General features: G+C 43.1%; 22 protein-coding genes. 4 read left to right on the forward strand and 18 right to left on the reverse strand.

Features of this window, described 5'->3' with window-relative positions; genetic code table 11:
• Positions 1-3: 3 nt before the first annotated feature.
• The 12 genes from E0485_RS09740 to E0485_RS09795 form a co-directional block, all read right to left on the reverse strand.
• The gene (locus E0485_RS09740; protein ID WP_132417839.1) at positions 4-786 is read right to left on the reverse strand and encodes an ABC transporter ATP-binding protein; all 783 of its coding nucleotides are present in this window, start codon (positions 784-786) and stop codon (positions 4-6) included.
• Positions 786-1832: a branched-chain amino acid ABC transporter permease gene (locus tag E0485_RS09745; RefSeq protein ID WP_132417840.1), complete on the reverse strand. Its 1047-nt coding sequence runs from the start codon at positions 1830-1832 to the stop codon at positions 786-788. Before E0485_RS09745 ends, E0485_RS09740 begins: the two co-directional genes overlap by 1 nt.
• A 9-nt stretch (positions 1833-1841) precedes the next feature.
• Positions 1842-2723, reverse strand: a complete 882-nt coding sequence (locus E0485_RS09750) for a branched-chain amino acid ABC transporter permease (RefSeq protein WP_132417841.1) — start codon at positions 2721-2723, stop codon at positions 1842-1844.
• A gap of 38 nt (positions 2724-2761) precedes the next feature.
• The gene (locus tag E0485_RS09755) at positions 2762-3976 is read right to left on the reverse strand and encodes an ABC transporter substrate-binding protein (protein ID WP_132417842.1); all 1215 of its coding nucleotides are present in this window, start codon (positions 3974-3976) and stop codon (positions 2762-2764) included.
• A 160-nt stretch (positions 3977-4136) separates the two neighbouring features.
• Positions 4137-5021, reverse strand: coding sequence for an FAD synthetase family protein (locus E0485_RS09760; RefSeq protein WP_132417843.1), 885 nt, complete (start codon positions 5019-5021; stop codon positions 4137-4139).
• A gap of 17 nt (positions 5022-5038) precedes the next feature.
• On the reverse strand, positions 5039-5509 hold the full coding sequence (locus tag E0485_RS09765; protein WP_132417844.1) for a flavin reductase family protein: 471 nt from the start codon (positions 5507-5509) through the stop codon (positions 5039-5041).
• A gap of 184 nt (positions 5510-5693) precedes the next feature.
• A complete protein-coding gene (locus E0485_RS09770; RefSeq protein ID WP_132417845.1) occupies positions 5694-6377 on the reverse strand; it encodes a GntR family transcriptional regulator in 684 nt (227 codons plus the stop codon).
• A gap of 152 nt (positions 6378-6529) precedes the next feature.
• Entirely contained in the window at positions 6530-7255 is a 726-nt protein-coding gene (locus tag E0485_RS09775) for an SDR family NAD(P)-dependent oxidoreductase (protein ID WP_132417846.1), read from the reverse strand.
• A gap of 180 nt (positions 7256-7435) precedes the next feature.
• The gene (locus tag E0485_RS09780; protein ID WP_132417847.1) at positions 7436-7759 is read right to left on the reverse strand and encodes a hypothetical protein; all 324 of its coding nucleotides are present in this window, start codon (positions 7757-7759) and stop codon (positions 7436-7438) included.
• 60 nt (positions 7760-7819) lie between these two features.
• Positions 7820-8725: an arginase gene (rocF, locus tag E0485_RS09785; protein ID WP_132417848.1), complete on the reverse strand. Its 906-nt coding sequence runs from the start codon at positions 8723-8725 to the stop codon at positions 7820-7822.
• A gap of 47 nt (positions 8726-8772) precedes the next feature.
• Positions 8773-9966, reverse strand: a complete 1194-nt coding sequence (locus E0485_RS09790; RefSeq protein ID WP_132417849.1) for an ornithine--oxo-acid transaminase — start codon at positions 9964-9966, stop codon at positions 8773-8775.
• An 81-nt stretch (positions 9967-10047) separates the two neighbouring features.
• Positions 10048-10986 carry a TRM11 family SAM-dependent methyltransferase gene (locus E0485_RS09795; RefSeq protein WP_132417850.1) on the reverse strand — a complete coding sequence of 313 codons (939 nt, stop codon included), beginning with the start codon at positions 10984-10986 and terminating at the stop codon, positions 10048-10050.
• A gap of 193 nt (positions 10987-11179) precedes the next feature.
• Between E0485_RS09795 and efeO the strand changes: the two genes are divergently transcribed.
• Genes efeO through E0485_RS09810 form a run of 3 tightly spaced genes read left to right on the forward strand, consistent with a single transcriptional unit; the run spans position 11180 to position 15156 of the window.
• Complete coding sequence (gene efeO, locus E0485_RS09800; RefSeq protein WP_132417851.1) at positions 11180-12049, forward strand: iron uptake system protein EfeO; 870 nt, start codon at positions 11180-11182, stop codon at positions 12047-12049.
• 3 nt (positions 12050-12052) lie between these two features.
• Positions 12053-13345 carry an iron uptake transporter deferrochelatase/peroxidase subunit gene (efeB, locus tag E0485_RS09805; protein WP_132417852.1) on the forward strand — a complete coding sequence of 431 codons (1293 nt, stop codon included), beginning with the start codon at positions 12053-12055 and terminating at the stop codon, positions 13343-13345.
• A 32-nt stretch (positions 13346-13377) separates the two neighbouring features.
• On the forward strand, positions 13378-15156 hold the full coding sequence (locus E0485_RS09810) for an FTR1 family iron permease (protein ID WP_132417853.1): 1779 nt from the start codon (positions 13378-13380) through the stop codon (positions 15154-15156).
• A gap of 62 nt (positions 15157-15218) precedes the next feature.
• Here E0485_RS09810 and E0485_RS09815 read toward each other — a convergent pair whose 3' ends face one another.
• The 4 genes from E0485_RS09815 to E0485_RS09830 all read right to left on the reverse strand — a co-directional run bounded on the left by E0485_RS09815 (position 15219) and on the right by E0485_RS09830 (position 21130).
• Complete coding sequence (locus E0485_RS09815) at positions 15219-16982, reverse strand: ABC transporter ATP-binding protein (RefSeq protein WP_132417854.1); 1764 nt, start codon at positions 16980-16982, stop codon at positions 15219-15221.
• Positions 16975-18705, reverse strand: coding sequence for an ABC transporter ATP-binding protein (locus E0485_RS09820; RefSeq protein WP_235857516.1), 1731 nt, complete (start codon positions 18703-18705; stop codon positions 16975-16977). The genes E0485_RS09815 and E0485_RS09820 overlap by 8 nt, the downstream gene beginning before the upstream one ends.
• 178 nt (positions 18706-18883) lie before the next feature.
• Positions 18884-20065, reverse strand: coding sequence for an MDR family MFS transporter (locus E0485_RS09825; protein WP_132417855.1), 1182 nt, complete (start codon positions 20063-20065; stop codon positions 18884-18886).
• A 129-nt stretch (positions 20066-20194) separates the two neighbouring features.
• Positions 20195-21130: a DUF2167 domain-containing protein gene (locus E0485_RS09830; protein ID WP_132417856.1), complete on the reverse strand. Its 936-nt coding sequence runs from the start codon at positions 21128-21130 to the stop codon at positions 20195-20197.
• Positions 21131-21370: 240 nt separating this feature from the next.
• On the opposite strand from E0485_RS09830, the gene E0485_RS09835 reads away from it, so the two are divergent.
• Positions 21371-22021 carry a thiamine diphosphokinase gene (locus tag E0485_RS09835; protein ID WP_132417945.1) on the forward strand — a complete coding sequence of 217 codons (651 nt, stop codon included), beginning with the start codon at positions 21371-21373 and terminating at the stop codon, positions 22019-22021.
• A 17-nt stretch (positions 22022-22038) separates the two neighbouring features.
• On the opposite strand, the gene E0485_RS09840 is transcribed toward E0485_RS09835, so the two are convergent.
• Both E0485_RS09840 and E0485_RS09845 read right to left on the reverse strand, forming a co-directional pair.
• Positions 22039-22821, reverse strand: coding sequence for a TatD family hydrolase (locus E0485_RS09840; RefSeq protein WP_132417857.1), 783 nt, complete (start codon positions 22819-22821; stop codon positions 22039-22041).
• Positions 22822-22827: 6 nt separating this feature from the next.
• The gene (locus E0485_RS09845) at positions 22828-23640 is read right to left on the reverse strand and encodes an ABC transporter ATP-binding protein (protein WP_132417858.1); all 813 of its coding nucleotides are present in this window, start codon (positions 23638-23640) and stop codon (positions 22828-22830) included.
• Positions 23641-23646 lie beyond the last annotated feature (6 nt).

The raw sequence follows: 23646 nt of genomic DNA on the forward strand, positions 1-23646 counted from the left end.
TCATCAGATCACAATCTCCTCGTCTCCCAAATAAGCGGCGATCACCGCTGGGTTATTATAGATTTCTTGAGGTGTACCTTCTGCAATCTTCTCTCCAAAATCAAGTACGACGATGTTATCCGCAATTGACATAACCGTTTCCATGTCATGCTCAACAAATAGAAAGGTCATTCCTTCAGTCCGCATGCGTTCAATAATCGTTACCAGCTTCTTGGACTCTTGTGGATTTAGGCCAGCCATCGGCTCATCAAGCAGAATAAGCTTTGAACCAGAGGCTGCTGCTCTTGCGATCTCAAGAAGTCTCTGATTTCCATATGGAAGCGTACCTGCCTCATCATGTGCAAATTCAAGCAACCCTACATTCTCGAGCTGCCCCAGCGCCTCTTCGTAAGCCTTCACTTCCTCCCGAATGACAGAAGGCGATCTGAATGCCGAACGTAAGATACCTGTTTTGAGCTGGGTATGTGCACCAGTCATCACATTTTCCACAACGGTCATATTCCCGAATATTTGCAAATTTTGAAACGTTCTTGTGATGCCAAGCTTTGCTATTTGGTATGGCTTAAGCCCTGTAATATTCATATTCCTATAGTGAACTTGACCGGATGTCATAGGCAGAATTGCAGTTATCATATTAAAAAGTGTAGTCTTCCCTGCACCATTAGGTCCGATCACCGCTGTAATTTGGCCTGGATATATATCAAATGTTACGTCATGTACAGCTGTGACACCGCCGAACGATTTGGTTAAATTAGATACTCTAAGCAGTGGTGAATGAGCTTCCATCACACTTCACCCCCTGTTGAATCAACCTTCTTCTCCCGCTTATCACTCTTCTTGATAAATGGGAACAATTTGCTCCGCAGCTTTCCGAACATTGGCGCTAATCCTTCTGGCATGTAAATTAAGATGATTACAAGCAAGACACCGAAGAAAATGATTTTAAATTCGTCAGATCCGCTTGATACGAATAAAGGCATAATATCCTTTAGCACTTCACCTAGTGATACGTAGGTAAGAGCACCGACAAAGCCTCCCCATATACTTGCTCCCCCACCGAGTACAGACATAATCAATAAATGAATGGATGTATTGGAATTAAACAGCATCGGATTAATAAAAGAAATGTAATGCGCGTATACGCTTCCTGCAATTGATGCAAAGACAGCACTCATGACAAATACCTGTAATTTATACTTTTTGGTATTGACGCCAAGTGAATCGGATGCTATCTCACTGCTTTCAATAGAACGTAGAGCGCGACCAACACGCGAATGAATAACGTTACGTGTCACAAGAATTCCGATCAGCACCAATAACCAAACGAAATAGTAGTATTTCAGATCGGTATCAATCTCAATCCCAAAGAAATTGAGAGACGGAATATTGAGGAAGCCTTCCAAGCCGCCAGTTATCCCTTTGAACTGCTTGAATAGCGCAAACATAATCATTCCAAAGCCAAGTGTAGCAAGAGCTAAATAATGACCCGTTAATTTCAGGGTTGGTATGCCAACGATAAAAGCGATGAGAGCCGCAATCAGCACCCCTACTGCCATTCCTACTAGTGATGGCATGCCCATTTTAACGGTTACAAAAGCTGAGGAATAAGCACCGATTCCATAAAAAGCAGCATGACCCAAAGAAATTTGGCCAGCATAACCCATCAACATACTAAGTCCTGTACAAATTAATGCGTAGAGACCAATGATAATCAAGGTACTTAAAATATAAGCTGAAGGAGAGAAGAGCGGAATCAACATAAAAGCTAAGGCAAACAATACGATTCCTTTGATACTACGAGTATAAACATTACTAATTCCCGGTTTAATCATCTCGGCCTCCTATACTCGCTTCCCTGAAATTTTGGCAAATAAACCATTCGGTAAGAAGAACAACACCAGAAGCAGTACACCGAAAATGATGAGGTCTTTATAACCACTCGACCACATGCCTTCGGTAAACGCTTCAAGCAAACCTACAATTAAAGCACCGACGATCGCTGCAGGGGCATTTGTTAGTCCCCCAATAACTGCGGCAATAAACGCCTTCATGCCAAGCATAAGTCCCATTTCATAAGTTGCTCCTGAGATTGGAGCAATAATGATTCCGCCAATAGCGCCAAGAGCAGCACTTACACTGATCGAGATGAGCGACATTTTCTCTGGTTTAATCCCCATTAGCTGTGCGGCAAAACGGTTAACGACACACGCTGTAACAGCTTTTCCCATAAAGGTACGCTCGAAGAAAATATACATAATAAACAAACTAGCTAAAGTTACACCAATGGCCCACAGACTTTGCAGTTGAACGACTGCTCCCATAATATTAAGGGGTTCGCCCACTGTAAAGGGAGGGAGGATCTTAGGATCCGTCCCCCAGATTAACAGTCCAATCCCTCTGACTGCAATTGCAACAGCGATTGTAATAATGATCATGGTTGAGCCTTTTGAACGCCTTGCTGGATGGATCGCAACTCTCTCAAAAACAGCTCCAAGTAGAAAAACAATGAGAATCGTTAATATAAACGCTGGTATTTGAGGCAGCCCTGCAGAAACTAACGATATAGAGATCATTGCACCCAGCATAGCAAATTCACCTTGGGCAAAATTGAGTACACCTGTGATGTTATAAGTAATAACGAAGCCGGTTGCAATTAATGCATAGATGCTGCCAATGGTCAATCCGGAAAAAATCAATTGAATAATCTGCTCTTGGAAACCCATTAGCCATATCCTCCCTCAGTTTAAAACAAGATCACTTTTTACTTTTTCAAGTTCCATTTCTTATCCTTGATTTCGATCATCGATAATGCATCAGGCTTCAAACCATTATGATTAACTGCAGACATTGTAAAGATCCCACTGACACCTACGAAATCCTTCGTTTCATTCTCAATTGCATCACGAAGTTTTCCTGGGTCTGTGCCAGCAGTTTCCACTGCTTTCTTAATAATTTCGAAGGCATCCCACACGTGGCCGCCAAAGGTACTTGCAGCATATCCATATTTATCTTCAAACTGCTTTTTGTATTGCTCTAGCACTTTCTTCTGTGCATTGTCATCTCCAAGCTGGCCGGATACAAGTAAGCTTCCTGCTGGAAATATAACACCATTTGCTGCATCACCTGCAAGATCAATAAATTGCGAATTCGCAATACCATGTGATTCGATAATTGGCAGTGTAATGCCAAGCTCACGGACATTCTTTGTCACAACTGCTGACTCTTGTGTTGTTCCCCAAATAATAATCGCTTGTGGATTCGCGTTTTTCACCCTTGTCAACATTGGCTTCGCATCATTTACAGTAGGCTCGAATACATCTTCAATTACCGCTTTAATGCCAGCTGCAGGGGCTAAACTTTTAAATTCCTCAAGCGCGCTAGATCCAAAGGAGTTATCTACATTCAGCCAAGCAATATTCGTCAAATTATTTGCTTTTAAATAGTCAATTACGCGAGGCACTACCAAATCGTCGCCTTGAGCGGTTTTGAATACATAGGTTTTGGTTGGGTTATTAATATTTTTGCTCGCTGCAACTGCAATTAAAGGTACTTTAGCTTTCTCAGCAACTGGAATAATGGCAAGTGCATTACCAGAGATCGTTCCACCAACAACAACTGACACTTTATCTTGCTCAAGTAATTTCTTCATATTAAGGACGGCTTCATTCTGATCTGATTTATCGTCATAAGAATAAAGTTCAATTTTTTTACCACCAATACCGCCAGCTGCATTCGCTTCATCAACAAGCATTTTAAGTGTATCCATTTGCGGCTTACCAAGTGTTGAAGAACCGCCTGATGCTGAGAATACGCCACCAATTTTGATCGTCTCAGACCCACCCGCTGGTGTTGGAGTAGAAGCGCCGGAATTGCTCGTTGCGGCAGGTGCCTGCGAACTCGTAGCATTTCCTCCTCCACAAGCTGCAATTACAATTAACAACATCAAACTGATGAAAATAGACAAGCTTTTTTTCATTTTAGACCCTCCCATAATTTTAGGTGAAAGCGCATTCACATTGATGTAGAAAAAGAAAGCAATTTGTCGAATCTTTTTCACCAATATCATATATTATTTCATATACAATAACAACCATTTTATTGAAAATTTGTACTATTCAGCATACTTAATTAGGACGCTATATAACTGCTGAAGATAATTCTATTGGTTTAGTTGAGAGTAAAGGTTTCTCTTGTCTCAAGCATGTCCACTTGATGACAATTGGAGAAGATTCAATACATGGGGGCTTGCTATCGAGCTGCAATACAAGCATGCTGTGGCTTTCAAATGTATGAATTTCTATGCAAGTTCCTTCATAAGTGACACCATTTATATCCGCAGCAATTGTATAGACCCCCGGCCTAGGTAGAAAACAACTCGTTATCACATGGATTATCGAATCCGTATCACCATTCTGACTGCTGATCGATAAGACCTGTCCATTTATTTCGTAAAACTGACCGAGATACTCTGGAACCAAGTCTACTCTGCCTGATTTAACTAATTCTCGAATAAGTGTTGAACTGATTTTGCGGTGATTCCGCTCAATCTTTGCTACGGTTGTCACTTCAAATTCACCTTGTGCATATTCGGTCAGTTGACTCATATTACCAGCGCCCTTATAGCCGTAAGTGAAATCGAATCCAGCAATAACATGCTTGCAACGCAAACCAACAAGATACTGTTTAACAAATTCCTGTGGTGATAGATGACAGAAATCGGTATTAAATTTCACAATATACAACTGTTCCACGCCAAGCGAAGCCATTTTCTTTACTTTTTCAGATAGAGTAGTTAGATAAGGGAAATTAGTGGAATCAGGTGTAATGACCTCTGTAGGATGGGGTGTGAAGGTCATGAGTGCGAATTGTAATCCTTTTTCTCTGGCAATTTCTTTAGCTTTACGTATAATGTGTTGATGACCCAAATGGATACCATCAAAAAAACCAAGCGCCATTGCGCAATCTTCCGCTTCCAAGAATGGCAGTTCTTGAATCGAATTATCAAGAAATTGGGTTTGCAATCAGCACAACCTCCTGTTCATGAGCCTACTTTCTCAAAATTTCGATATTTACCAGCGGAGAATAATAATGGCTCAGCATCACTAGATGCTAAATACTTTACTTCACCAACAAATAATGTGTGGTCCCCAGCTACAAGCGAATCATAAACATCACAGACAATTGTAGCCAACGAAGAGCGAAGAACAGGCGTATCGTTAATCCATTCAAAATCGATTTCACGCTGCTCCTTAATTTGACCTGCAAAATACATGGACATTTCCTTCTGTTCTTCAGCTAGAATACTGACGGCAAATTTCCCTGATTCCTTGATCTTGCTTAGCATCTTCGCTTTCTCACCAATCGAGATTAATACAAGCTTAGGATTCAAAGAAACCGACATAAAAGCGTTTGCAGTCATGCCATGAGCTTCCCCATCAATACTGGTTGTAATCACGGTTACACCGGTTGCGAATTTCCCCATCGCTATTCGAAATGCTTGATCATCCATCCTAAAGACCTCCAGTTAATTATATGTAGTACGTTTTCATTTTAAATCAAATCATATATGATTACAAGATTGTTTTATTAAAAATATTACATTTAAAATAAATATATAATATATTATTTTTATAAAAACCATATAAAAAGAGATGCAGCAACTGCACCCCCTGAGATACACCATATTAAGTTAATTAGCGTGTAGTATTCGTTTCTTCCATGCTGATATCCATTTCCTTGCGATCTTTAAACGCTTTGACAGTGTTTAATTTATGCTGTCTTACAAATTGTTCATCTGAAGCTTGCGTCTTGATCATATCAATGATTTGGGCATGCTCTTTGATCGAATCTCTCGCGCGTTTAGGCATAAATGTGAAGCCCGATTTACGTACGCGATTAAGTCGTTCCCAAGTTTGGCGAATTTGTTCCTTCAAATATTCATTCCCACAATATTCAATGATGACGGCATGAAACTTGCGGTTCAATTCCCCGAATTCCTCAAACTCAAAATCATATAAAGCATCGCTCATGCTTTGATTGATTTCTTCTAGCTGCTTAATGCTGTCAGCGTCCATTAATTTGGAGCTGAGTGAGGTTGCATAGCCTTCCAGTACGGCTAATACGGCTAAAGTTTCTAAATACTCTTCTTCGTTAATCTTGCTCACAATAGCACCGCTATAAGGCTTATACTGAATTAAACCATCTGCTTCAAGCTGACGAATTGCCTCCCTTACTGGAATTATACTGAGTTTAAGTTCTTTCGCAATTTGATCAATGACGATCCGATACCCTGGTCCAAAAACCTCGTTCACAATCTGTGAGCGAATATAGTCATAAGCCAATTGTTTCTTATTAACACTCGTTTTTGTAGTTTTCATAATTTGATAATAAACTAAATCATATATGATTTCAAGCTAATTTATTCATTCCAGATGTGATTTGTAAGGTTAATTATTTGGGCATCATAAAAACACCAACCATCGACCGCTAAGAGTCAATGATTGGTGCTTGGGTTAGGTCTTGCTATATATTAAACTGTCATTCCACCATCGACTGGCATGATGGCTCCATTGACATAGGATGCTGCATCTGATGCGAGGAACGCAATAACTTCAGCCATTTCCTCTGGCATTGCCATGCGTCCAGATGGTCCCAAGGATGGTGAAGTAGCTTCGCCTAGATCTGCTGTCATTCCAGTCTTAACACCGCCAGGGCAAATAGCATTGATCCGAATACCCATTGGGCCGTACTCTACTGCTGCTGTTTTGGTCAGTCCTACTAATCCATGCTTACTTGCCGCATAAATGCTTAGATAAGGCTGACTATGGATACCTGCTGCTGAAGAAGTATTGATAATACTCCCTGACTTCTGTTCCATCATTACTTTTAGCACATACTTCATTCCAAGGAATGCACCACGTAAATTCACGGCAATCACACGGTCGAACATGCTATCTTCGTATTCGGAAAGCAGGGTAAAGTTCGGTAAAATTCCAGCGTTGTTGACGAACACATCGATTCTGCCATACGTTTCTTTAGCTTGATTCACATAGTTCTGTACATCTTCGCTTAGTGATACATCTGCCTTAACAAATATACCTTCCCCACCTTGTGCAGTTACAAGATCAAGTGTCTCCTGTCCATCCTTCTCGTTATAATCGACAACGACTACTTTTAAGCCTTGTGATGCCAGTTTGAGAGCCGTTGCTCTGCCAATTCCGCTTGCTGCACCAGTAACAATTGCTACTTTAGTCAAATCCTCATCTCCTACAAACGAATTTGAAAGCAGAACTTAGCAGTACCTGATCCCTTTAATTTGCATTGCTTCCTTATTCATCATATCAAAATATAGGAGAAAACGACTTTCATAAAATTGAGTATATTGTGAATTTTCACAATAAAAAAGAGCCTTCCTTCTAAGGAGGCTCTTCGGAAATTATTTACCATCTGCACCCTGGCAGCACCCTCCAACCATGCTGCCGAGAGCGATGCGGCAACTTCGGGTGCTTTTTCGGTCATTCGTTTCCGTTATTCGGAAATAATTTACCGTCTGCACCCTGGCAGCCGCTCCCACTCTGCTGCCGAGCACGATGCGGCAACTTTGGGTGCTTTTTCGGTAATTCGTTTCCGTTATTCGGAAATTATTTACCGTCTGCACCCTGGCAGCCGCTCCAACCCTGACGCCGTATGCGATGCGGCAACTTTTGGTGCTTGTTCGGTAATTCGTTTCCGTTATTCGGAAATTAATTACCGATTGCACTCTACCAGCGCCCTCCAAACTTGCTGCCGAGCGCGATGCGGCAACTTTTGGTAGTCCACATTACAAGATCCGCTTACCTAGCAAGGACGAAATCAGCTCAATGGTAAGCCTGGTCGTTTTATTGTTAATATCAAGCGTCGGATTCACTTCAACGAACTCTGCTGAAGTAATCAGCCCTGATTCATACATAAGCTCCAGCGCAAAATGCGCCTCTCTATAGCTGACTCCACCTGGAACCGGTGTACCTGTACCTGGTGCTTCCTGCGGATCAACACTATCAAGATCGAAGCTTAAATGCACGCCATCTGTTCCATTCTGAACGATTCGCAGTGCCTCTTCCATGACCTTGCCCATCCCCATACGATCGATCTCATGCATTGTAAAACAAGTGATGCCCAGTGAGCGAATAATCTCCTTCTCTGCCTGATCAAGATCACGCGCTCCAATGATCACAATATTCTCGGGCTTAAGCTCACACGCATCCTTGTTAATATCGGCGATTTTCAGCTCGGCCCTCCCTAATGCAACCGCTAATGGCATGCCATGCATATTTCCTGTCGGACTTGATTCCTCTGTATTTATGTCAGTATGTGCATCGAACCAAATAACGCCTAGATTCTTATAATGCTTCGTGAGACCTGCGATAGATCCCATTGCAATACTATGATCACCACCAAGTATTAGTGGAAAATTTCCTTTGGTAATAGACTCATCGACTTGTTCACTTAACTGTCTGCATACATCAATTACTCCCTCACGATTCTTTGCTTTGGAAGTACCCTGACTAGCTGCTTGCTGAAGTGAACTGGATACTTGCAGATCATCAATATTCGTGTATCCTAGCTGATTCAATCGACGGATAAGACCTGCCTGAATAATATTATCAGGACCTAGCTCTGCTCCTAATCTGCCTGCACCTACCCCAGACTTGACACTAACGAGCGATAAAGCAATATTGTTCGTCATGACACCCAATCCCCTCAAATGTAAACTGACTCTGATTCAATTTCTTCTTATACCGTAAGTACGTTACGAAGCCGTTCCAACGCCCAATCGATTTCTTCTCGCGTTATGATCAAAGGCGGTGCTAGCCTAATCGTTGTATCATGCGTTTCTTTACATAGAAGACCTACATCCTTGAGTGCTTCACAATAAGGTCTGGCCTGTGTATCCAACTCGATTCCAATGAATAAACCACGTCCTCGGATTTCACGAATATGAGGATTATCAATCTGTCTTAACTGTTCGATAAAATACTGTCCAAGCTCAGCCGAACGCTTCACAAGCTCTTCCTCATCCAGCACATCAAGCGCTGCGATTGCAACCGCACAAGCCAGTGGGTTACCGCCAAATGTCGAGCCATGCGAGCCAGGATTGAACACGCCAAGCACTTCTTCATCCGCAGCTACGGCTGAGATCGGCATGACACCGCCGCCAAGCGCCTTCCCAAGAATATAAACATCGGGTACAACCTGATCATAATCACATGCGAAACGCTCACCTGTACGTCCAAAGCCTGTTTGAATCTCATCTGCTACAAATAGTACCTGCTGTTCTTTGCAAATCGCATAAGCTTCCTGCAAATATTCCGCTGGTGGAATAATAATTCCCGCTTCTCCTTGGATCGGCTCTACCAGAAACGCAGCCGTATTCGGAGTAATTGCTTGTTTAAGCGCTTTCAAATCTCCGTATGGGATAATTCGAAAGCCCGGTGTAAATGGTCCAAAGCCTGTCTTATAAGCTTCTTCTGAGGAAAATGAAGTGATCGTAATCGTACGTCCATGAAAATTACCGCTGCAAACAATAATTTCAGCTTCATGCTCCGGCACATTCTTGTACGTATAAGCCCAGCGACGAACAGCCTTTAGTGCCGTTTCAACAGCTTCCGCCCCTGTATTCATGGTCAAAATCATGGACTTGCCTGTGTACTTGGCTAATTTTTCACTAAAAATGCCTAATTGCTCATTATAGTATGCACGTGATGTGAGTGTCACCTTGTCTGCCTGATCCTTGAGTGCCTGAACCACTTTCGGATGGCGATGACCATGATTTAATGCGGAATATGCACTTAGCATATCCATGTATTTGCGACCCTCTGGGTCTTCAACCCAGACCCCCTCTGCTCTCACAATAACGATAGGCAGTGGATGATAATTACGTGCACCATATTGATCGGTTACTTGTATGAGAACCTCGGATTGGATCAACACGTACCCCTCCTTTTATTGTACCTCTACAATATACTATTCGAGATAAAATCTGGGTTTCCTGTTAAATTTTTCGACAATTCAACTGCAAACGAGAATTTGACGCGTAAATCTGCCTTTGCTTACATGGCATCGATCTTGAATGCTGAAACCCGCTTCGCTGATAACGTTATCGATGGTCTCCGTTGTAACGACAACTGCTTTACTCGCTAGTTTTCGTACACCTTTGAGCATATCAAGCTGCTCCTCTGCTGAGATCACCGAGCACAAATTATAGGGCATGTCGATAATTGCAGCATCATAGTCGCCGATTAACGTTCGTACATCACCAATCGAGACGACATTCGGCATTTGAAAATGATTCAGATTCATTCGTGCGCCGCGTACTGCCAATGGATTGATGTCATAGCCTACAATATCAATTCCCATCGATAATGCCTCGATAAGCACGGTTCCGATTCCGCAGCAAGGATCAATGGCCTTGACTCCATTCGGATCAGGCACCGCAATATTCGCAACAGCTCTTGCAACACGTGTGCTAAGCGCAGTCGAATAATGCTGTGGTTTTTCATTATGGAACAGCCACTTGGGTTCACTTAGCAAACAATCACCTAGCACCCACTGCCCCCCAATTTGGGCAATACCAAACAATCTCTCCGGCGTTCGCATCTCAGCTTTACCTTTGATCTGATACCCTACTTTCTTCTCAAGCGCACGCTGTTCGTTATAATCCACCTTCAGATCAGTTTCTACATAAATAACTTTAAATGTACTACCCTTCAGATCGATCCGATTAGCCTGCTCCACAAGTTGCTCGATACTAGCTGCCTTATATTGAAGTGCAACCCTCATTTTAATAAATGGACTACGGCTCGGATCAAGCTTCAAATCACTTATAACATAATGATTAATTGGCGATTGACCAAATAATGTGCGTAGCTCCAGCTCACATAAAGCTCTTTCTTCTTCATGACATGTATAGATATAGAGGTAGTTATTCGGTTCAGTTGTATGATTCATTGCGACTTCTTCCTTTTATCAAATTATTATTCCTATATTACTATAACCACCCACAACGAGCTATCAAAGCAATTACGACAGCTCCATTCTATGGTATTAAATTAAGATACTTTATTGTTGTAAAATTAAAGCAATTGTGTTAGCATCTATGATTGATAATGATTATCATATTCATTTGGGAGAGTGCCGTTTAATGAAATTTCTTAAATCAATAACTACAACCGTTATTTGCTCCGCTGTATTATTGTCTGGATGCGGAACCGATTCTGCTAAGCCAGCTGCTTCAATTTCCGCAACACCAACTCCTCAAGCAACAATAGCACCAGCAGCAGATAACAGTCTGATTACAGCTGCAACCGAGCAATATCGTAAGTTTGCCATCGAGCAATGCGATTTATTTATAAAATCCACAACTGAATTCGTTAATGCCATTAAGTCAGGCGATATCGAGAAAGCCAAAGAACTTTACGCCCCTTCACGTATGTTCTACGAGAGAATCGAGCCTATTGCAGAAGCTTTAGGGGACTTAGACCCGAATATTGATGCTCGCGAAGGTGACGTTAGCGATGATGAATGGCGTGGATTCCACCGACTAGAGAAAGCTTTATGGGTTGATAAAACAACCAAAGATCAAGAAACATTCGCTGATCAGCTGCTTGCAGATGCCAAGCTGCTCCGAGCTAAAGTGGAGACAGTTGAAATCGATTCCACTCTACTTGTTACTGGAGCTGTAGAATTGCTTAACGAAGTCTCCTCCTCCAAAGTGACAGGTGAGGAAGAGCGCTACTCCCATACCGATTTATATGATTTTGCCGCTAACGTAGAGGGCGCTAATAAAATTTTTGAGCTTCTCAAGCCTGCTATCGATCAAAAGGATCCATCTCTAGCAACTAAAATTGAGACTCAATTCAAGAGCTTAACGGAAGCACTAGCTCCTTATAAAAAAGGCGATGGTTACGTCCTGTACACGGATCTAACGCCTGAACAAACCAAAAAATTAAGTCAGGAGCTCGATGCGCTCGCTGAACCTCTATCTAACATAGGCAAAATTGTGGAGGGATAGATCATGCAAGAACCAAGTGATCAAGACAAACAAGAAACGGTATTGGTAACTCGCAGAGATGTCCTTAAAATGGCAGGTGTTGGCGCTATTGGCGTACTCATCGGGTCAGCAGGAGTAGGCGGAGTACTTGCGGCTACTGGCAAATTAAGCCCATCTTCCAGCAAATCCGCTACAGCTCCATCAGACGAAGAGATCGTACCTTTCTACGGTACGCATCAAGCAGGCATCATTACACCTGCACAGGATTACATATGCTTGGCTGCCTTTGACCTAACAACAACAAAGCTCTCCGCAGTCAAAGAGCTGTTCCAGAAATGGACTTTAGAATCAGCAAGAATGAGTACGGGAGAATTCGTCGGAACGGAGAATACGAATCCGAACATTCCTCCTACTGATACAGGAGAAGCAGCAGGACTTAGCCCATCGCGAACAACAATTACATTTGGGGTAGGTCCTACTTTCTTCGATCATCGATTTGGCTTAGCTTCCAAGCGACCAGCAGCTCTCGCTGATATTCCTCCTTTTGCAGGGGATAATCTGCGTCCAGAATGGTCTGGCGGTGATATCTGCGTGCAGGTATGTGCTGATGATATGCAAGTTGCCTTCCACGCGATTCGCAACCTCACCAGATTAGCCAGAGGTACTGCTGTTCTTCGCTGGACCCAAGAGGGATTCCAGCGTGCAGGTAAATCTGCTCGCACGAAAGATGAGACCCCACGTAATCTGCTCGGATTCAAGGATGGTACAGTTAATCCTGATACCAAAGATGCGAATAAAATGAATCAAACTGTATGGGCACAATCATCGGATGGCGCACCTTGGATAACGAATGGGAGCTACCTTGTAGTTAGACGGATTCGCATGCGTATTGAGGTATGGGATCGTACTATCCTCAGTGAGCAAGAAGCTACCTTCGGTAGATATCGAGACAGTGGCGCCCCACTTGGTGCTGTGAATGAATTCGATAAGCTCCCACTTGATCAAAAAGATAGTTCAGGCAAATCAATCATTCCTGATCGATCTCATGTTCGATTAAGCCACGGTGATGGCAGCGAAGAAATTCTCCGTCGAGGTTACTCCTACTCGAGTGGTGTTGATCATAAAACTGGACAACTGGATGCAGGGCTGCTCTTTATATGCTATCAACGCGACCCACGCAAGCAATTCATACCTATGCAAAAGCGTCTTGCTCAAAGCGATAAGCTGAATGAATACATTTCCCATAATGGAAGTGCGATTTTCGCTTGCTTCGCCGGTGCCAAGCAAGGTGGTTATATTGGAGAAGGGTTGTTCTAAGAGACGGAATTTCCATGTGAGGAGTAAAACCAATGTTAGTTAATCACCAACGTTATCATTTCATCATGCGCATACTTGTCTTATCCCTGATTCTTCTCCTGCCCTTCCAAGGAATCGTAAGAGCAACCCCACTTCAAGATGCTGAGAAGCAGCTGCTTCCCATTGTAGGCGGAGCTTTAGTAGAAGCTGGACAGAAAAACTGGGCAGGGGTTCGTGCCGAGCTGGAGCAGCTTGAAGCGGAGTGGGCTAAATTAAGCTCTCTAGCATCTAGTCCAGATATTGATACTGCCCTATCTAACGCTAAGCAAGCGATAGACAAGGCAGATCAAGATCCAGAAGCAGCCTCAACTGCCATATCTGCACTTGCCAAAGTTATGAATGAGTGGGTTAAAGCTCAGCAACCTGAAGAAGCTAAGCTATCAGGCGCAGAAGCTGCTGCTACGTTCATCCCATTGATCGAGAAAATTCAAGCGGATGTTACCAAGAGCAACTGGACAGATGCCCGCAGCAAATATAAGCAGTTCGTGAAAGATTGGGGCAAGCTGGAATCGATCATTCGTAGCGATAACGCCAAAGCCTACGGCCTTATAGAGACGAAATCAAGCTTAGCACGGATCTCGCTCCAAGCTGAACCACCTATGGCGGAAAATGCCTCTAAAACATTAACAGAATTAACGCTAGCTATACATGATTATGTAAATGGTCAAATCGCTCAGGACTCTTCCTCCACTGGCAGCACATCCATTCGTGATTTGATTGATATTTTGGATCAAGCTGAAAGCAGCATCGCATCCGGGCAAATCTCGGAAGCAAGCGATCGTATGCAATCGTTCATTAGTCTCTGGCCATCGGTTGAAGGACAAATATCCACGCGTTCTGCCAGCACTTACACAAAAATCGAGAACCAAATGGCAGAAGCAGCAAGCTATCTTGTATCCTCACCTCCCAAGACAGACAAAGCGAGCAGCGTCATTGCAGCCATGAAGCAGGGGCTAGAGCCCTACAGTGATGCCACAAGCTATACGGCTTGGGATGCAGGGCTAGTGCTATTACGCGAGGGTGTCGAAGCGCTACTCGTTGTAGCTACACTACTTGCGTTCCTTCATCGCACAGGTAACTCATCCAAGCAAAAATGGATTTGGAGTGGAGCACTCACGGGTCTTGTAGCAAGTATAGGCTTAGCATTCCTGCTCATCTACGCGATCAAGAGCGTAACGGCTGGCAGCACTCGCGAATTGATTGAAGGTATTGCAGGACTCGTATCCGTCGCACTGATGCTGACTGTCGGTGTCTGGTTGCACAGCAAAGCGAATACGAGCAATTGGAACCAATATATACAGGGACAGATCGGCTCTGCATTAGCTAGTGGCAAGCTATGGTACTTATTTATTATTGCGGGTATTTCCATTCTCCGTGAAGGTGCAGAAACGATTATTTTCTATATCGGAATGCTACCTTCGATGAAAATATCAGATTTTATTCTTGGCGTTGGCATAGCTCTTATCCTACTGATTATATTAGGATTCATCGTTGTCATCGGCAGCGTACGTATTCCTATACGACCATTCTTCCTTGCTGCAACGATCTTTATTTACTATCTAGTCATTAAGTTTCTTGGAGAGAGCATTCATGCCTTGCAAGTCGCAGGCCATGTACCCGCACACAATACGGGCATCCTCCCATCCATCAGCTTGCTAGGTATTTATCCAACCTGGGAAACCTTAATTCCACAGCTTGCTGTCATCATCTTCATCATCTTGCAGGTGATTCGAGTTGAACTGAAGCGCAAAAGCTCATTAAGCAGCAATTAAGGACATCAATAAGAGAAGCTATCCAAAGCAGATAACTGCTAAGGATAGCTTCTTCTTATATTCTACTGACTGAATTGACTATTATACAGCCCATAATAGAATCCTCGTTGCTGCAGTAAGGAATCATGTGTCCCTTGTTCAATAATATGTCCATCATCAAGCACAAGAATAATATCAGCATTCAGTACGGTATTCAAGCGATGTGCAATCACGATATTCGTTCTGCCTGCCATTAGTCGATATAGCGCTTCTTGAATCTTGATCTCTGTAATCGTATCGATACTGCTCGTCGCCTCATCAAGAATTAGAATAGCTGGATCAAGCAGGATCGCTCGCGCAATCGATAGTAGCTGCTTCTGTCCTTGACTAATCCCGTTGCCATCATGATCTAGTATCGTATCGTATTGCTTCGGCAGCTTCATAATGAACATATGCGCATTTGCGAGCATCGCTGCCCGTTCCACTTCTTCATCGGTTGCATCCAACTTACCGTACCTGATATTCTCCCTGATCGTGCCATGGAATAAGAAGGTGTCTTGCAGGACGAAACCCATAAAATGACGTAGACTCTGACGCTTAATATCCTTGATATGATAGCCATCTATAAACAGCTTGCCTTGGTCATAATCATAGAATCGAGAGATCAGCTGAATAATCGTTGATTTCCCTGCCCCAGTCGGTCCCACTAACGCAACAGTCTGACCTGGCTCAACATGAAACTGGATATCGGAGAGGACATTGTTGCCTTTCTCATAGCCAAACCACACATGATCAAATTCAATTTCTCCACGTACATTGGTTAGCTCAATCGCTTGTCCTTCATCCTGCTCTTCCTCTGCCTCATCCAGCACCTCAAATACACGCTCTGCACCAGCAATCGCAGATAGGAATGTATTGAACTGATTCGCAAGGTCATTAAGCGGTCTGGTAAACTGCCTTGCATATTCAGAAAAAGTAACAATGACGCCTATCGTTACAAGCTGATTAATGGCGAGAACGCCACCTACCCCAGCAATTACCGCAAAGCTGAAATTGTTTAACAGGTTCATTAGCTTCGGAATGAAGCCCGTATACGTTTGCGCCCAGTAGCCAGAAGCTTTCAGGCGCTCGCTTTTGACGATGAATTGTTCGATAACCCGCTGTTCTTGCGAGAACGTTTTGACGATCTTCTGTCCTGAGAAGGTCTCTTCGATAAATCCATTCAAGTCGCCTAAGTTCTTCTGTTGTTCCTTAAAATACTTCCCTGTTCGCTTCGTAATCCATCGCATACCGACGAACATCAGTGGGACGATAATTAATGTGGCTAATGTTAGAATCGGGCTTAGCCACAGCATTAAACTAAGCATACCGACAAACGTTAACAAACTAGATGATAGTTGGATAAAAGAGGAGTTCAGCGTCGAGCTGACATTATCAATATCATTCGTCAGTCTGCTCATAATCTCGCCATGCTGACGTTTGTTGTAGTAAGCAATGGGCAGCTTATGCAGCTTACTGAATAGATCGCTCCGCATCTCATATACCGCCTTCTGGGCGACCCCAATCATCCAATAGTTCTGCAGCCATGACGAAAGAGCATAAATAACGTAAACCACCAATAATACAACGATTAGTGTTAATAGCCCTTCACTTTCTTTGGTTCTGATATAATCATCTATCGCTCTTCCTACCAGATAAGGCCCTAGCAATCCAAACACAACACTGATAAACACCATCAAGAAGATTAAAGTTAATAGACCTTTAAATCCAGATAAATAACGCCATATTCGAAGCAAAGTCTTGCGCATATCCTTCGCCCTAGGCTTCTTCTTCGTTTCCTTAGACATGCGGTACACCCTCCTTGCCGAACTGCGAACTAACAATTTGCTTATACAGCTCTGAACCTTCCAGCAGCTGTTCATGATTGCCTTGTGCAATTAATTGTCCATTATCTAGTAAAAGAACCATATCCGCATGCATAGCCGTGCTGATTTTCTGCGTAATAATCAATGTCGTACAAGCGTATGTCGCAATGGCAGCTAATAATTTCGCTTCGGTCTGCAAGTCAAGCGCACTGGTACTATCGTCAAGGAGCAGAATCGCAGGTTTACGAATCAGCGCTCTCGCGATGGACATACGCTGCTTCTGTCCCCCCGATAAGTTAACACCCTTCTGCCCGACGACTGTCTCATATTGAAGCGGAAGCTTCATAATCGTATCATGAAGCTGAGCATGACGCGCTGCCTCGATCACTTCCTCCAATGTTGCATCCTCTTTGCCCCACATGATGTTCTCTCTGACTGTTCCTGTGAATAGCGTAGGATCTTGAGGAACGAAACCGATCTGCTTCCGCAGCACATCAAGCTTCATTTTTCGAACATCTGTATTATCGATCTGAACACTTCCACTACTGACGTCGTACAATCTAGGAATGAGCTGGAATAAGGAGGATTTGCCCGAGCCAGTAGCTCCCATGATCGCAACCGTCTGTCCTGGATTTACTGTGAACGAAATCGATTCGAGAATAGGAAGCGTATTCGCTGAATATCTGAAATCCACTTGATTGAATGCAATATGACCTGACGTTATTTGCAAATTCGCATTTGATTCCTCCGTATCATAAATATCTACCTTCTCCTCCAGCACTTCCGAAACCCGATTAACAGATGCTTTAGCACGTGAAATATTCATAATGACCATTGAGATCGCCGAGAACGCACCTGTTATTCGAGTCGTATAATTCACGACTGCTACCACATCACCGACATTAGACCCACCACTGATGACTTCCAATTGACCCGTCCAGAGAATGAACAAAATACATAAATTCATCGCTAACAGGAGCAACGGAACCGTTAATTCAATAATTCGAAGTGCAGCAATCGTTCGCTCCATTAATTGTTCATTCGATTGTGTGAACCTTCTAATCTCTTGACGAAAGCTAACAAATGCTTTGATAAGCCTGATGCCAAGCAAGTTCTCTCGAAGAACACCATTGGTGTGATCCAGTCGACTTTGGACAGATCTGAACAGCTTGTACGCTCTTGTCATAGCCCATACGAGGAAAACAAGCAGAAAAGGTATAACAACACCCAGAATAAGCGCTAACTTCACATCAATGATGAAAGCCATTATTAATCCGCCAATCATCATGAGTGGAGCACGCATCATAATCCGCAGACCCATAAAGACAAACTGCTGCAGCAAATTGACATCGCTAGTGACTCGCGTGATCAAAGTGGCCGTCGGAAACTGATTAAAATTCGCAAACGAGAACGATTGAATTTTTTGGAATAATTGTTTTCTAAGATCAAATCCATACCCTTGGCTCACACGAGCCGCATAGAAGGAATTAATAATCCCGCATGCAAATCCGACAAAAGCAAGCAAGACCATGAATCCGCCAAGTATCATAGTAGACTGCAGGTCCATTCGCTCGATCCCATCATTAATAATCCGAGACATAAGAAGAGGCTGGAACAATTCAACGAATAGTTCAGCCAGCATGAATAAAAGGGCAATACTGGCTGCTTTCTTATAAGGGGATAACAGCTTGAATAGATATTTCACTTTGTTCCTCCGTTCTGATTTCATCGACATCACAAGATCACGGAAAACGAAGAACACTCTACCTGTACAACTGTACAACAGGAGGAGTGTTCCGAAATATATATTTTTTTGAAAATTCCGTATACATCTATTTAATCATAACTATTAATCGTTCAGCAATAAAATTTTAATGATTTAATTAATTTACTTGTACCTGCTTTTTCATGCTTCGATCATATACGCTAATCAAAAGTCCGGCGACGATAAATAATCCGATAATTAAACTAAACAGTGCGTTCATCGAATAAGCGTCGACTAGCATGCCGCCTAGGAACGGACCGATCATTCTGCCTACTGCAGCAGCACTATTCGTAATTCCTTGATAGAATCCCTTCTTATGACTCGGAGCGAGCTGATTCGTTACATTAAGCACGGAAGGCCAGACCAGCATTTCACCGATCGTGATAATGATCATCGCAGCTACGAACACTCGAAACTGATCCGCAACGAGTAGAATGCCGAAGGATGCGGCAAACAAGCCAGTTCCTACTATCATTTGCTGTTTAATAGACTTCAATATTCTAGGGACAAATGTCGTTACAAAAGGTTGTCCAAATACGATAAGAACACCATTAATCGTCCAAAGCAGACTGTACAATTTTAAATCGATATGAAGATTCTGCATGTGAACCGATATCGTTGCTTGCCACTGCGTATAACCGAACCAACAGAGGATATAAGCACCGCACAGCATGAATAGCGCTTTGAGAGAAGGAGTGAGAAAATTAGACTTCTCTCGCACTTCCCCCACTCTTCCTTTCTTGCCCTGCACAGAATTCGGCATGGAATAGAAAGTACTGACCACGATAAGTGCAAAGCAGCCATAAATAGCGGCATTCCCGATAAAAATATAATTAAATGAATAAGATGCAAGTAATCCGCCTATTGCAGAGCCAACTGCCACACCTGCATTCTGTGCGATATAGATTGCGGCATACGTTTTGCTTTCACTATTAGGTGAGACAAGTGCAGCCAAAGCAAAGATACAAGGCATTAGAACACCCGTTCCAAATCCCATCAAGATAAGACAGATCACATATGCTTCCCACCCATGGTTAAATGCAAGTGTTAGTGAAGCTGCAAATGAGAAGGTCAGCCCCAGAACAATGGCCTTGTAACTGCCGATACGGTCGAATAAATAACCGCCTAGCATACTGCCGACTACCCCTGCCAAAGAATTAAGCGTTAGGACAAGTCCCGCCATCGCTAATGTCTTGCCCAAATGCTGATGGATATAGATCGAATTAAGTGGCCATAAAACCGAACCACCAAGTACACTAATAAACATACTGCCAACTAATAACCAGACTTTCTTAGACATTCCCTTCGTCTCCTCTTTCCTCTAGCAACCAAACCATCTACCAACTGTAATAAACATATCCTATAATAACACAAACAAAAGCCCGTAAAGCACAATGCTTCACGGACTTTCTAAGTGATGAAGATGGTATTATTTTTCTGATGCTGGCGGATCAACCTGTGAAGGGTTCTCCACTTGTGCAGGACTTTCCACTTCTGCAGGCTGCTCTTCGCGTTTACCGAACTTTTTACGAATTAAACCGAATAAAGCAACAATTGCAGCGATTATGATAAACCAGAATTTCTTCACAGCAACAATGAGTAACGCGATTAACCCCGCCTTCTTAGCAATCGCTAATCCTGCCCCGCCAAGGATAAGGCCTGTAAGTCCATACTCAGCAAGCTTATCCGTCTTTTCATTAAAATCTGCATAGCTTTTGCCTTGCTTAATGGATAAGTTTGGTAATACCTGTTCTGTTACCATTTTACGATCCGCTGCCAAATGCTCAGGATCCGAAACTAGAATAGCAGAAATATATCCTTCTCTAGTTAGAATCCTCGTATTATAGTTAATAATTTTCTCATTTTGATAATTATGCCCTAGCAATGACCATGATAAACTATGCCGTGCATTATCATAGAAAGGCGCAACATCCCAACCATCAACAAAAAGTTGATTTTCAGGCGCAGTGTCCTTATTCATTTCTTTCGTACCATCAATATAGCTTTGAAGCAGCGCTTTGGCGTCGATATCTGCTTTCTCATCATCTTTGATATGACCTGATTCTATATACTCAAAAAACAATACCCAATACTGTGTCTCATCAGTCGATACCACTAAGCCAATCTCATTGCCGGTTGGTTTGTTCCCATTCGACAATTCAAATTTCTTCGTGTTCGCTGCATCAAGGAAAGCAAAATCTGGACTTAATTTCAACTCAGCTAAATCATTTCCTACGCTAACTTTCTGGTTCTCCCCAAAAATCCAATTCAAATTTTCTTCTGCAAAAGATTGCGGTACACAGATCATCGTGATCAATGCGGATAAACAGATCATGTGTACACATTTGTTCCAAAATCGTTTCAAAACTATATCCTCCTAGATTCTTTGTTGTTCTCGACATTAAGGTTAATGTCACAAGAAGAAACGGTTTCACCGTCCTTAAAGGCGGGTGCCGTTTCTTAAGGTATTTTACTAGATAAACAAATTTAACCATATAGGGAAATGGTACCATTTGTAAGGATTGTTTCTTATGAAGTTAAAATGTATGATTAATAACGTGATTCATGAGTTTCATACTTAAATTGGGAGTGTCATAATTTGGAAATGAATTCTTCTCGTATTCTCATCGTATGCGGCGGCTCTCTTGGCGCTCAAGCCTTACAGCTTGTTAAAGAGAAGGAACCAAGCGATGTTCTCATAGGCGTAGATCGTGGCGCTTGGTGGCTCGTAAAGAATGGCTTTAAACTGGAAGGAGCTTTCGGCGACTTTGATTCGGTGACAGAAGATGAAGCTATGCAAATTAAAGCTGCTTCTGACTGGGTGAAATCGTTCGACGCGATCGATAAAGACTGGACCGATTCGGAGCTTGCCATGCACTGGGCGCTAGAACGCAAACCCAAGCAGATCATCCTTCTCGGAGCTACTGGAACGAGATTCGATCATACTTTAGCGAATATCTATTTATTGCAAAAGGCGCTTGAAGCAGGAATCGACTGCAGGCTGATCGATGAACATAATGAGATCAAGCTGATTGACCGAACCAGCCAAGTCATGCGCAGCCGTCATCCTTACATTTCACTAATATCCATTAGTGATCAGACGACGGGCATTACCCTTGAAGGATTCCGGTACCCGCTTCATAACGCAACCCTTAAGCGTGGACAAGCCTTAGGTGTTAGCAATGTTCTGCTCAGCAACGTCGGAACGATCCACTTAGACCACGGTCTACTACTAGTTATTCAAAGCGAGGACTGACAGTGTTCGCTTTAAAATCACGCCAAGCCGTACAATCTTGTGGTATTGTCACAAACATGTTGTACGGTTTCTTCTAATGATAGCCCCTTAATCGCAGCCAAATGTTCAGCCACGGAATGAATCATTCTCGGGTGCGTCATCTGACCTTCGAACGGCCCTTCGAATGGCCACGGCCCATCAGTTTCAACCATCATGCGATCAACACGAACCTGCTTCGCTAGCTCTCTAATTTCTTCCTCATACGCAATGTCAGGCGTAAACGAAATATAATAGCCATTACGCATCATCCGCTCGACAGTCTGCCTGCTGCCTTTAAACCAGTGAAAATGCGCACGGTTTACGTTATATTTTTCTAGCAAATCACAAGCAATATCTGCATCTTCATAGACGGCATGCAGCACAATTGGTTTATCAAGCCTTGCAGCGAGTTCTACAAAAGTCTCTAACAATCGGATATAAGGCCCCAGATCAAACGTCAATCCCTTCGCCTCTGCTTCCTGCCGCATATAGTAAGGAAGTCCTACTTCACCAACTGCTACCATCTCTTCTTGATGCTGCTCAATCCATTTTACTAGATTAGTAATCTCTTGCTCAGATGGAAGTGCCCGTTCCGGATGGAACCCATATGCAGGCAGTACTCGATCAGGATGTGCTACATATAAGCTGCGATTTGCCTCACAAGATGCTAGATGGAGGGACACAGCGATTACATGGTCTATCCCATACTTAGGCAGGTCGGATAGGATCCGCTCCTGGTCTTCTGGTTTATAAGAATCTAAATGAATATGTGAATCAATCATGCGCACTCATCTCCCTGTTTCATTCATTTCCTTATTTCGCTGCTCAAGCTGTTGACGCTTCATCTGCTCATAGATCATTTGTTTCATTTCGATAAACGCTCTCGTCGTCAACAAATCTTCACTGCGCGGACGCTCAAAAGTCACATCTATTTGACTTAGCACTTGTGCAGGACGATTCGAGAACAAATAAATCGTATCAGATAGCAGAAGCGCCTCTTCAATATTATGCGTGATAAACAGAACCGAACGACGGCTCTCCTCCCATATTTCAAGCAACCATCGCTGCATATCCATACGTGTCAAAGCGTCAAGCGCACTGAACGGCTCATCCAAGCACATTAATTCCTGTTCGCTTAAGAGTGCGCGAAGGAAGGCAACCCGCTGCTGCATGCCGCCAGACAGCATGGAGGGATGCGCTTTTTCATAACCTGTGAGGCCAACCTTGCTTAACCATTCTATCGCTTCTTTCCGCGCTTCACTCTTCGAGCGACCCGCAATCTCAAGCGGCAAAATAACATTATCTTCAATCGTTCTCCAAGGAAAAAGCGCAGGCTGCTGCGGCATATAGCTAATCTGTCCCTTTTTGCCCGTAGTCTGCTGCCCATCAATATAGACCTGACCTTGATCTGGTTTAATCAAACCGCCGATTACTTGAAATAAAGTGCTTTTGCCGCAGCCTGAAGGACCAATGATGGAGACGAACTTGCCTTTCGGCACTGTAAGGGAAATATTTTGCAGCACAGGTACATGACGCTTATCCGCAGCAGCCGCACTATTCTTATAGCTGTATGTGATATTCTCAACAACTAACTGATTCATGTTCTT

The organism is Paenibacillus albiflavus (assembly GCF_004344915.1).
GTDB lineage: Bacteria > Bacillota > Bacilli > Paenibacillales > NBRC-103111 > Paenibacillus_AM > Paenibacillus_AM albiflavus.

Bases quoted from the DNA above. Each gene is read 5' to 3' on its own strand.
- E0485_RS09755 (WP_132417842.1), bottom strand. From the start codon at position 3,976: ATGAAAAAAAGCTTGTCTATTTTCATCAGTTTGATGTTGTTAATTGTA.
- E0485_RS09835 (WP_132417945.1), top strand. From the start codon at position 21,371: ATGAATTCTTCTCGTATTCTCATCGTATGCGGCGGCTCTCTTGGCGCT.
- E0485_RS09750 (WP_132417841.1), bottom strand. From the start codon at position 2,723: ATGGGTTTCCAAGAGCAGATTATTCAATTGATTTTTTCCGGATTGACC.
- E0485_RS09770 (WP_132417845.1), bottom strand. From the start codon at position 6,377: ATGAAAACTACAAAAACGAGTGTTAATAAGAAACAATTGGCTTATGAC.
- E0485_RS09795 (WP_132417850.1), bottom strand. From the start codon at position 10,986: ATGAATCATACAACTGAACCGAATAACTACCTCTATATCTATACATGT.
- E0485_RS09745 (WP_132417840.1), bottom strand. From the start codon at position 1,832: ATGATTAAACCGGGAATTAGTAATGTTTATACTCGTAGTATCAAAGGA.
- E0485_RS09845 (WP_132417858.1), bottom strand. From the start codon at position 23,640: ATGAATCAGTTAGTTGTTGAGAATATCACATACAGCTATAAGAATAGT.
- E0485_RS09815 (WP_132417854.1), bottom strand. From the start codon at position 16,982: ATGTCTAAGGAAACGAAGAAGAAGCCTAGGGCGAAGGATATGCGCAAG.
- rocF (WP_132417848.1), bottom strand. From the start codon at position 8,725: ATGACGAACAATATTGCTTTATCGCTCGTTAGTGTCAAGTCTGGGGTA.
- E0485_RS09810 (WP_132417853.1), top strand. From the start codon at position 13,378: ATGTTAGTTAATCACCAACGTTATCATTTCATCATGCGCATACTTGTC.
- efeO (WP_132417851.1), top strand. From the start codon at position 11,180: ATGAAATTTCTTAAATCAATAACTACAACCGTTATTTGCTCCGCTGTA.
- E0485_RS09740 (WP_132417839.1), bottom strand. From the start codon at position 786: ATGGAAGCTCATTCACCACTGCTTAGAGTATCTAATTTAACCAAATCG.
- E0485_RS09825 (WP_132417855.1), bottom strand. From the start codon at position 20,065: ATGTCTAAGAAAGTCTGGTTATTAGTTGGCAGTATGTTTATTAGTGTA.
- E0485_RS09840 (WP_132417857.1), bottom strand. From the start codon at position 22,821: ATGATTGATTCACATATTCATTTAGATTCTTATAAACCAGAAGACCAG.
- efeB (WP_132417852.1), top strand. From the start codon at position 12,053: ATGCAAGAACCAAGTGATCAAGACAAACAAGAAACGGTATTGGTAACT.
- E0485_RS09765 (WP_132417844.1), bottom strand. From the start codon at position 5,509: ATGGATGATCAAGCATTTCGAATAGCGATGGGGAAATTCGCAACCGGT.